Source organism: Methylobacterium sp. B1 (assembly GCF_000333255.1).
Taxonomy (GTDB): domain Bacteria; phylum Pseudomonadota; class Alphaproteobacteria; order Rhizobiales; family Beijerinckiaceae; genus Methylobacterium; species Methylobacterium fujisawaense.
The window spans coordinates 1-9,758 of the sequence record NZ_BACT01000729.1 but is presented as its reverse complement, the minus strand read 5'-3'; the positions used below and the strand labels follow the sequence as shown (position 1 = coordinate 9,758).

The following is a 9,758-nucleotide window of genomic DNA, read 5'->3' as shown; positions in this document are numbered from 1 at the left end:
ACTTCACGCCGACCGCGACACGCTGTCGGCGGGCCGCGCCCGGATCGACGCCGCCGCCGACGCGATCCTCGACGTGGACGACCGGATCGGGCTCGCCGAGCACGAGCTGCTGGCCGGGCTGGACCGGCAGGCGCGCAACGCCATCGCGACGACGGCCAAGCAGGTCTCGGCGGTGACCGCGCTCAGCCCGCGGGCGATCGTCGACGTGGCCTTCGTGGTGTTCGCGGCGGTGCGGCTGCTGCGCCGGATCGCGGCGATCTACGGCGGCCGGCCGGGCTTCCTGGGCTTCCTGCGGCTGGGGCGCGCGGCGCTCGCGCATCTCACCGTCACCGGCGGGATGGCGGTGGGCGAGAGCGTCATGCAGCAGGTTCTGGGGCTCGGGATCGCCGCCCGGGTCTCGGCCAAGCTGGGCGAGGGCGTGCTCAACGGGCTGATGACCGCCCGGTTCGGGCTCGCGGCCCTGAATGTCTGCCGTCCGCTGCCCTTCGTGCGGGAGGCCCCGCCGCGGCTCGCCGACGTCGCCGGCGAGCTGCTGCGCTCGGCCGAGGCCGAGCCGAAATCGTAGCGGGCTACTTGGCGCCCGCGGCGGCGCGGCGGTTGGCGATGCGGGAGAACATGTTGCCGGTATAGTCGGCGGTCTTCGGCTTCTCGGGCTCGCCGAGCTTGGCCTCGAAGGCCTCGATCCGCTTGAGCAGCGTCACGTCGTTGAACAGCGAGCTGTTGAAGTTGCTCTGGGCCCGGGGGCCGAGGGCGGTCTGCACCGCTTCGAGTCGTTCCAGAAGCTCTTTGCGCGTCACGGTGCTCTCCAGGGGCGGCTTCGGGACGAAGGACCGCCCGTACCGCCACTGAAGGGGCCGGTGGTAAACAGCGCGTTAATGCGGTGGCCGCGTCGGGAATCGGAGCCTGGTCGTCGGCGGGTTCCGTGCAGCCCTGCCATTCAGGTTCGTCACACGGACAGACCCTTCAGGAACCCGGCGAGCCGCATCAGCCCTTCGGGCCACGGCCCGTGCCCGCTCGCCACGTTGATATGGCCGGATTCGCCGGCATCGACCGTCAGCGAGCCCCAGGCATGGGCGAAGTCGTCGGCCCGCTCGTAGCGGCAATAGGGATCCGTCCGGCTGGCGACCAGAAGCGACGGGAAGGGCAGGGGGTCCCGCGGCACCGGCGCGAAGACGCGCGCCGCCGCGGGCACGTCGGGGTTCTCCTCCACGTCCGGGACGGAGACCAGCAGGGCGCCGCGCACCACCCCCGCGGGGAAGTGCGGCACCGCCTCGACGCAGGCCACGACGCCGAGGCTGTGGGCGATCAGGATGACCGGCCGGGTCGCCGCCGCGACCGCCTCGGCGATGCGCCCGCACCACGCCTCCGGTGTCGGGGCGTGCCACTGGTCCTGCTCCACCACCCGCGCCGTGGCGAGGCGGCCCGCCCAGCGGGCCTGCCAATGGTCTTCCTCGGAACCTCCGAGCCCCGGGACGATGAGGATGTCGCAATCGGCGGTCTTCATGTCGGATTGCCTAGAGCGGACCGGCGGAGACGTCGAGACCGCCCCGTCATTCGGCCGCGATCGGCGCGGCCTGCTCCAGCGCCTGGATGTGACGGGCGATCTGCATGGAGGCGCGGTTCTTCGCCTTGGCCTCGATCTCGAAATCCGCCCAGGCGAGATGGCGGGCGACGAGATCGTTCACCGCCCGGTTCCACATCATGTCGGAATGGGCCGCGAGATCCCGGACCGCGTGACCGGCCCCGCGCAGGGCGGGGAAGTCAGGCAGGGCGTCCGGATCGCAGTCGGACGAGACCGCCTCGCGCGACACGCTGATATGGGCCACGGGCCGCACGCCGCGCCAGGACTCCGTCACCCGGGCGATCCGGGGGTCGTCCGGTTCGAGGTATGCGCCGCCGCTCTCGACCCAGTGGTGGTGCAGGTCGAGCACCACCGGCACGATGTCGGCGAGTTGCAGCACCGCGTCGAGGCCGAAGACGTTCTCGTCGTTCTCCACGGTGACGAGGTCGCGCGCCACCCGGCTCGCCCGGGGCAGGGTCTCGCGGAAGCCCGCGACCCCGGGGTCGCCGGCGCCGACATGGATGTTGATGTGGGCGCCGTGCGGATGCCAGCCGCCGCCGTAGCCCATCCGGTCAAAGATCTCGGCGTGATAGTCGAGTTCCGACAGGCCGTTCGCGATGGCCGCCGGGTTGCGGCTCGCCAGCAGGCAGAACGGCCCCGGATGGAAGCTCAGGCGCACGCCGAGCCGGCGTGCGAGGGCTCCGGCCTCCGCGAGGCCGCGCTCGACCAGCGCCGCCATCTCGGGCTCGGCGTAGATCGCCTGCGCGATGGGGTGAGTGTAGCCCGGCAGGACGTTGCTCGCCATGCGCAGGAGGCGCTCCAGGGGCGGCCGGGCCCCGACCCAGGCGATCTGGCGGGCCAGCGCGGCGAGGTTGTGGGCGACGAGGCCGGCGAGCTTGGCCCGCCGGGCGGCGGGCTCCAGCTTGGTGAGATGGGCCATGGTCACGCTGGTGAGGTTCATGTGCAGCGTGGCCTCCCGCTCCGCCTTGAGGGTGGCGTGGGTGCCGGGAGGCTCGTCCAGGACAAACTTGCAGCAGAATCCGAGGCGGGGCTGAGCGTGCATAACGGGCACAACGCGCGGAGGGCCGCAGCGTCCCCGCCAAATGCGCGGAACGGCCACGGCACGACGACGTTGGGAGTCCCGAGCGCGGCAGTTCCGCGCACTGGCCCCGATATATGCCTCCGTCACCGTCGCGTTCGACCGGACCATCCGAGACCGGCTCGATCCTCTGGATCCTGATGCTCGGCTCGGCTTTGGTCGCCCTCGCGGCGGCGCCGGCGCGGCGCGGCGTGTCGGCGGCTCCCCCCGCGAGCGAACCGCCCAGCGACCGCGAGCCGACGGCCGACGATCGGGGTTTGCAGAAGGGCGTGGCCGCGGGCGCGCGCTCGATCTCGGGGCGCGCCGCGCAGCTCACCGCCGCCACGCAGGCCGAGCGGGGCCGCGCCGCCGACAGCCCCACCGAGATGACGCGGTCCGGCTGGAAGGACATCGCCGTCCGGGTCTATCTGGAGTTCAACAAGGACCGGGTGCTGGCGGTGGCCGCCGGGGTGACCTTCTACTCGCTGCTGTCGCTGTTTCCCGCCATCGCCGCGCTGGTCTCCTGCTACGGCCTGTTCGCCGACGTGACCGTCATCAACGATCACCTCGCCCAGCTTCACGCGGTTCTGCCGTCCGGCGCGGTCGAACTCATCGGCGATCAGGTCAAGCGCATCGCCGCCAAGGGCAGCGGATCCCTCAGCATCACGTTCTTCTCCAGCCTGCTGCTGTCGCTCTGGAGCGCCAACGCGGCCATGAAGGCGATGTTCGATGCGTTGAACGTGGTCTACGAGGAGGAGGAGAAGCGCAATTTCTTCTGGCTGAACCTCCGGTCCCTCACCTTCACGGTGGGGGCTCTGCTGTTCATCATCATCGCGCTCAACGTGATCGTGGTCGTGCCGGTGGTGCTGAACTTCCTGGGCCTCGGCTCGACCGCGTGGCTGCTCGCGGCCCTGCGCTGGCCGGCGATCCTGATCGTCCTGCTCGGCGGCCTGTCGGTGCTCTACCGCTTCGGGCCGAGCCGGGAACATGCCCGCTGGCGCTGGGTCGGGGTCGGCAGCGTGGTCGCGGGCCTGCTCTGGCTCATCGCCTCGCTCCTGTTCTCTTGGTACGTCGCCAGCTTCGGCACCTACAACGAAACCTACGGCTCGCTGGGTGCGGTGATCGGCTTCATGACCTGGATCTGGATCTCCTCGACGATCGTGCTGCTCGGCGGCGAGATCAACGCCGAGCTGGAGCACCAGACCGCCCGCGACACCACCACGGGTGCGCCGCTGCCGATGGGCTTGCGCCGGGCGCGGATGGCCGACACCGTCGGCGCGGCCGCCTGACCGCGGCCTCGCCGGTGCCGGACGCGGCATTGCGATACGCTCCGGGACTGCCGAAAACCGTGCGCAATCCCTATATAGCCTCGCGAAAAGGGAGATCGCCATGGCCGACACGCCGACCACCAGCCCGGACACCCGCAGCGACGCGGAATGGCGCTCGACGCTGACGCCGGAGCAGTACCGGGTCCTGCGCGAGCACGGCACCGAGCGGGCCGGCACGAGCTGCCTGCTCGCCGAGAAGCGTGCCGGCACCTTCACCTGCGCCGGCTGCGGGCAGCCGCTGTTCGAGCAGGGCACCAAGTTCGAATCCGGGACCGGCTGGCCGAGCTTCTTCGAGCCCCTGCCGGGCGCCGTCGAGACCACGGTGGACCGCAGCCACTGGATGGTCCGCACCGAGGTCCACTGCGCCCGCTGCCAGGGCCATCTCGGCCACGTCTTCGACGACGGCCCGGCTCCGACCGGCCTGCGCTACTGCATGAACGGCGCGGCGATGAATTTCGAGCCCGCGGAATGAGGCGCGTTCCGGCCTAACCTGGGTTCGGAATTCGGGCTCAAAAGCCGGGATATCGGGGATAGAAGGCGCCGCGGCCGGAGCCTCGACCCGATCCGGTCTTGATTTCGTCGCGTTTTTGCTTAGCGCTCTATAGTCTCAGGTTGTCGCTGTCCGGTGATTGGCGACGGAAGCGGTCAGGCTCTGACGAATACGGTGTGGCAGTCCAGCTTATACGCCGTGCGGGTCGGTTCCACTTGCACCCTTCCGTGCGGCCCGGCGGCGCTGAGGGCTGTCCGCCGGATCGGCGCACTGCCGACCAAGCGGGAGGGGTTTTGAGTTCATGAGCACCGTTCGCCGATTTCTGGTCGCACCGTCCCTGGTCCGCCTGATCCGCAAGGAGCGGGGCGGCGCCCGGATCACCGAAGGGCACTTCGCCCCGCAGGGTGGCCGCGCGTCCTATGTGCGTGTCGACGGCCAAGTCTGCCAGCTGGTCCTGGTGAACAAGGGGGCGGACGGCATCCCGGTGGAGGAGCGCACCGACGTGCCGCGCGCCCACGGCGACGCCCTGCTGGACGTCTGCCCCGGGAAGGCCGCCTATGACCGCACCACCCTGAATGCCGGCGGCCGCGAGATCGCCATCGACCGCTACGTCACACCCGGCAGCCTGGACCTGATCAGCATCACCTTCGACAATGACGGCGATGCTGCGGCCTTCCATGCCCCGAGCTGGTTCGGCCGGGAGGTCAGCAACGAGCCGGCCTTCGAGCGGCAGGCCCTCGCGATCCAGGGCGTGCCGGCCGCCGAGGAGGTGGCGCTGAGCAACGCCGCGCTCGACGCGGTGCTGGACCTGATCGAGCCCCGGTTCGGCTTCGGCCGCTACGGCAGCAGCAGCCGGAACGCCGAGTCCGACGAGGGTGCGACGAGCGCCATGCGCCGGGCCGTGACGCCGGCCGCCGCGGCTGTCCCGGCCGCCGCGCCGGTCGTTCCGGCGCCCCCGGCCCCGGAGCCGGCTGCGGCCGCGCGCCCGCCCGAACCGGCCCCCGAGCATCACCCCGAGCCGGAGCCTCAGCCGGAGCCCGCGCCGGAGGCGGCCGCGCCCGCCGAGACGCCCGCCGCCCAGACCGGCCCGGGGGACCCCTTGCACGGGGATGCCCGCATCGACGACGTCATCGAGAGCCTGTCCCAGGCGCTCGGCGCTGCGATCCACCAGCAGCCCGATCACGCGGCGGAGAACAAGGACGCGAAGAGCGAGGATCCCGCCTCGATGTTCGAGCGCTGGACCGTCCGGCCCCGCCGGACCCAGCAACAGACCTGAGCCCACGATAAGGCGCCATGCAGACGGGCCGCAGCGCAGATCGCGCTGCGGCCCGTCTGCGTTTCGGGACCCGGCCCTCTTCGGGCGGTCCCGGGGGATCCGGACCTCTGTGCCGGGTGCCGACGGCTTGCGACGCAAGCCGCATCTCCGCTCAGGCCTGGGGCAGGGGTGGGGCGGCCCGGTCGCTCAATCGCGGATCACCACCGTCGCTCCGCCGCGGCTGCGGGCGAGGCCGAACAGGGCGGCGGCATGGCCGGGCGACAGGCGGATGCAGCCGTGGCTCGCCCGGCGCCCGAGGGCCCCGGTGGCATAGGTGCCGTGGATCGCGTAGCCGCCGCGGAAGAACATCGCGTGCGGCATCGGAGAGCCGTGATACTTGCGGGAGCGCCACATCGGCGCCATCAGCCCGACGCGGAACCGTCCGCTGGGCGTGACGTAACCGCGACGGGCCGTGGACACGGGCCATTCATAGGCCGGATAACCGTCGACATAGACGCGCATGCGCTGCCGCGACTGGTCGATCCGCGCGACGACGCCGGCCGAGGCGGGCTCGATCAGGATGCCGGTGAGCAGCACGCCCAGGAACGCCGTTCGGGCCCGGTGGAATCCAGCCACGGACACTCTCCAGAGATCACCGGATGCCGTCGATTGGCCGGCTCAGTCCGCCGGAGACCAGAAACAGCCGCGCTGCTCAGCCTGCGCGCACTTGTCAGACGAGAGAAGTGACTTCGGCCGGGATCGACAGATTTTTGTCACGGATGGTTCCCGGACCATAACCGTGCGGGCGTTGAGGCGCCGGATGATAATCGCTAGCGTGCCGGCACAATGGGAGGGTGCGCGGTCGTCGCACGGGATGGACATGGCACAGGCAATCCACGCGCCGGCTCCCGCCGCAGCGCCCCGCGAGCCTTGGTACAAGGTGCTCTACATCCAGGTCCTGATCGCCATCGCGCTCGGCGTGCTGCTCGGCTGGTACGACCCGGCCACCGGCAAATCGATGAAGTGGCTCGGCGACGCCTTCATCGGCCTGATCAAGATGATGATCGCGCCGATCATCTTCTGCACGATCGTGCACGGCATCGCGTCGATCGGCGACCTGAAGAAGGTCGGCCGGGTCGGGCTGAAGGCGCTGGTCTATTTCGAGGTGGTCTCCACCATCGCGCTCCTGATCGGCGTCATCGTCGGCGAGGTGATCCGGCCCGGCGCCGGGTTCAACGCCGACCCGTCGAAGCTCGACGCCAGCAAGGTCGCGACCTACGCCAGCAAGGCGGCCGCCGATTCCACCGTCGCCCACATCCTGGCGATCATCCCCAAGAGCTTCCTCGATCCCTTCGCCACCGGCGACCTGCTTCAGGTGCTGCTGATCTCGATCCTCACCGGCGTCGTGGTGACGAACCTCGGAGAGCGGGCGGCCGGCGTAAACCGGGCGATCGACACCGCCGGCCAGATCTTCTTCCGGATCATCGGCATCATCGTGAAGCTCGCCCCCGTCGGCGCCTTCGGCGCCATGGCCTTCACGATCGGCGAGTACGGCATCCAGAAGGTCTACGACCTCGCGTGGCTGGTCGGCACCTTCTACATCACGGCGCTGCTGTTCGTGCTCGTGGTGCTCGGGACGATCGCCCGGATCGCGGGCTTCTCGATCCTGCGCTTCCTCGCCTACATCAAGGACGAGTTGCTGATCGTGGTCGGCACCTCGTCCTCCGAGACGGTGCTGCCGCAGCTCATGACCAAGATGCGCCGGCTCGGCGCCTCGGACTCGGTGGTCGGCCTCGTCGTTCCGACCGGCTACTCGTTCAACCTCGACGGCACCAACATCTACATGACGCTGGCCACGCTGTTCCTGGCGCAGGCCGTGGGTGTGGACCTGTCGATCAGCCAGTACGCGACCATCATCCTGGTGGCGATGCTGACCTCGAAGGGCGCGTCGGGCGTCACCGGCGCGGGCTTCATCACCCTGGCGGCGACCCTCTCGGCGATCCCCAACAGCCCGGTCCCGGTGGCCGCCATGACCCTCGTGCTCGGGATCGACAAGTTCATGTCCGAGTGCCGCGCGCTCACCAACCTCGTGGGCAACGGCGTCGCCTGCGTGGTGGTCAGCCGCTGGGAAGGCGAGCTCGACGTGGCCAAGCTCAACGAGGTGATGGCCCATCCGCTCGCCATCGGCACCCACATCGCCGACGAGGCGCCGCAGCCGATGGGAACCGACAGCAAGGTCGCTGCCGCCGAGTGATGGGGTCGCCCGCGGCAGGATCCGGAGGGCGCCCGCGCCTCGGCATCGATCTCGGCGGCACGAAGATCGCCGGGATCGTCCTGGGCCGGGACGGCTCGACCCTGGCCGAAGCCCGGGTGGCCGCCCCGCGCGGCGCCTATGGGGAAACCGTCGAGGCCGTGGCCGATCTGGTCCTGCGTCTCGAAGCCGAAGCCGGTATGCCCTGCAGCGTCGGAATCGGCATTGCCGGGGGAGCCTGTCCCCGGCGACGGGCCTCGTGCGCAACGCCAACTCGCACTGGCTCAACGGACACCCGTTCGCGGCCGATCTCGAGCAGCGGCTGGAGCGGCCTCTGCGGATCGAGAACGACGCCAATTGCCTGGCTGTGTCGGAGGCGATCGACGGCGCCGGCGCCGGGGCCCGTGTGGTCTGGGCCGTGATCCTGGGCACCGGCGTCGGCTCCGGCATCGCCCTCGACGGGCGGGTGCTCACGGGCCGCAACGGCATCGCGGGCGAATGGGGCCACGGTCCCCTGCCGGCCCCCCGCGACGACGAGCGACCGGGTCCCGCCTGCTATTGCGGCCGCCGGGGCTGCGTCGAGACCTGGCTGTCCGGGCCCGGGATGGCGGCGGACCACGCCCGGCGGCACGGCGGCAGCCTCACCGCGGAGGCCGTCGTCGCCGAGGGCCGGACCGGCAGTCCGGCGGCGCAGGAGACGCTGGCCGCGCATCTCGAGCGGCTCGGGCGCGCGGCCGCCCAGGTGGTGAACCTGCTGGACCCGGATGTGATCGTGATCGGCGGCGGCCTGTCGCGGATCCCGGAGCTGATCGCCGGCCTGCCGGCCGCGATCGCCCCCCATGTCTTCTCGGACACCTTCGACACCCCCGTGCGGGCGAGCCTGCACGGCGACGCATCGGGCGTGCGCGGCGCGGCGTGGCTGTGGGAGGCAGAGGGCGCCTGATCCCGGCCAGGCCCCCCTTGCATGATCGGCCGCCCCTTGCACGATCGGCCGCCCGCGGCCCGCGCGACGGGTCCCGGATGCGCCGTCAGCCGGGCCAGCTCGCACGGTCCGCCCCGCCGGGCTGGGCGGCCGGCGCCCCTTTTCACCAACACGTTCCTTGCCGGCGCGCGGGGGGCAGGGCAGGGCTAAGAAGCCCCCCAGACCCGAAGCCCCGATGATCGTCCGCACCCGGCCCAACCTGCTGACCCTGCTGTTCACCCTGCGCGGCTCGATCCTGCCGCGGGTGGCGCCGAAGCTCGCAGGGATCGTCGCGGTGTCCTGCGCGGTGGTCTGGGCGGAATCGCGATGGCCCGAACTGTTCCCGGTCACCGCGGGGGTCACCCCGTTCACGGTGGTCGGCCTCGCCCTCTCGATCTTCCTGAGCTTCCGCAACAACGCCTGCTACGAGCGTTGGTGGGAAGCCCGGAAGCACTGGGGCAACCTGATCGGCGAGGTGCGCAACCTCGCCCGCATCCTCCCGGCCCTGCTGCCGGAGCGGGAGGCGGCGCGCCAGCTCCGACGCCTCTCGGCCTTCGCCCACGGGCTTCATGCCCGCCTGCGCGCCCTCGACGAGGCCGCCGCGGTGGGCCGGATGAGCCCCGGATCGGACCTGTCGGGCCCGAATCCCACCGACTCGATTCTGGGCGCCATCACCCGGGACCTGGCCGCGCTGATGCGCGCGGGCGGGCTCAGCGACATCCAGTTCGGCATCCTCGAAGCCCGGATCGAGGCGCTGTCGGGCGTGCACACCGCCTGCGAGCGCCTCGCCAACACGCCGCTGCCCTTCGCCTACACCCTGTTGGTGTACCGGAC

10 protein-coding genes and 1 pseudogene are annotated in these 9,758 nt (G+C 71.1%); 7 read left to right on the top strand and 4 right to left on the bottom strand.

The genetic code is table 11. The annotated features are described in order from the left end of the window. Positions 1–565, top strand: a 565-nt coding sequence (locus tag I53_RS21340) for a TIGR01620 family protein (protein ID WP_043354438.1), incomplete at its 5' end; no start/stop codon positions are given. Between the two features lie 4 nt (positions 566–569). Here the strand turns inward: I53_RS21340 and I53_RS21335 are convergent. From I53_RS21335 to I53_RS21325, 3 genes are all read right to left on the bottom strand, one after another. Continuing rightward, a complete protein-coding gene (locus I53_RS21335) occupies positions 570–797 on the bottom strand; it encodes a hypothetical protein (RefSeq protein WP_012319110.1) in 228 nt (75 codons plus the stop codon). Positions 798–946: 149 nt separating this feature from the next. After that, the gene (locus I53_RS21330; protein ID WP_043354436.1) at positions 947–1,504 is read right to left on the bottom strand and encodes an alpha/beta hydrolase; all 558 of its coding nucleotides are present in this window, start codon (positions 1,502–1,504) and stop codon (positions 947–949) included. Positions 1,505–1,550: 46 nt separating this feature from the next. Continuing rightward, the gene (locus I53_RS21325; RefSeq protein WP_043354434.1) at positions 1,551–2,624 is read right to left on the bottom strand and encodes a UV damage endonuclease UvsE; all 1,074 of its coding nucleotides are present in this window, start codon (positions 2,622–2,624) and stop codon (positions 1,551–1,553) included. A gap of 113 nt (positions 2,625–2,737) precedes the next feature. Between I53_RS21325 and I53_RS21320 the strand changes: the two genes are divergently transcribed. The 3 genes from I53_RS21320 to I53_RS21310 all read left to right on the top strand — a co-directional run bounded on the left by I53_RS21320 (position 2,738) and on the right by I53_RS21310 (position 5,733). After that, positions 2,738–3,928 (top strand): YihY/virulence factor BrkB family protein, encoded by a 1,191-nt coding sequence (locus I53_RS21320; RefSeq protein WP_043354433.1) that lies wholly within the window; start codon positions 2,738–2,740, stop codon positions 3,926–3,928. A 100-nt stretch (positions 3,929–4,028) separates the two neighbouring features. Next, positions 4,029–4,439: a peptide-methionine (R)-S-oxide reductase MsrB gene (gene msrB, locus I53_RS21315; RefSeq protein ID WP_043354431.1), complete on the top strand. Its 411-nt coding sequence runs from the start codon at positions 4,029–4,031 to the stop codon at positions 4,437–4,439. Positions 4,440–4,758: 319 nt separating this feature from the next. Beyond that, the gene (locus tag I53_RS21310) at positions 4,759–5,733 is read left to right on the top strand and encodes a hypothetical protein (protein WP_043354429.1); all 975 of its coding nucleotides are present in this window, start codon (positions 4,759–4,761) and stop codon (positions 5,731–5,733) included. 186 nt (positions 5,734–5,919) lie between these two features. On the opposite strand, the gene I53_RS21305 is transcribed toward I53_RS21310, so the two are convergent. Further along, on the bottom strand, positions 5,920–6,348 hold the full coding sequence (locus tag I53_RS21305; protein ID WP_236961407.1) for a L,D-transpeptidase: 429 nt from the start codon (positions 6,346–6,348) through the stop codon (positions 5,920–5,922). A 244-nt stretch (positions 6,349–6,592) separates the two neighbouring features. Here I53_RS21305 and I53_RS21300 point away from each other — a divergent pair, with 244 nt between their 5' ends. The 3 genes and pseudogenes from I53_RS21300 to I53_RS21290 form a co-directional block, all read left to right on the top strand. Beyond that, positions 6,593–7,966 (top strand): dicarboxylate/amino acid:cation symporter, encoded by a 1,374-nt coding sequence (locus I53_RS21300; RefSeq protein ID WP_043354440.1) that lies wholly within the window; start codon positions 6,593–6,595, stop codon positions 7,964–7,966. Continuing rightward, a pseudogene (locus tag I53_RS21295) lies at positions 7,966–8,906 on the top strand (ROK family protein). Before I53_RS21300 ends, I53_RS21295 begins: the two are co-directional and overlap by 1 nt. A 214-nt stretch (positions 8,907–9,120) precedes the next feature. Next, positions 9,121–9,758 (top strand): bestrophin family protein (locus tag I53_RS21290; RefSeq protein ID WP_043354428.1); only part of this gene is annotated, 638 nt, incomplete at its 3' end.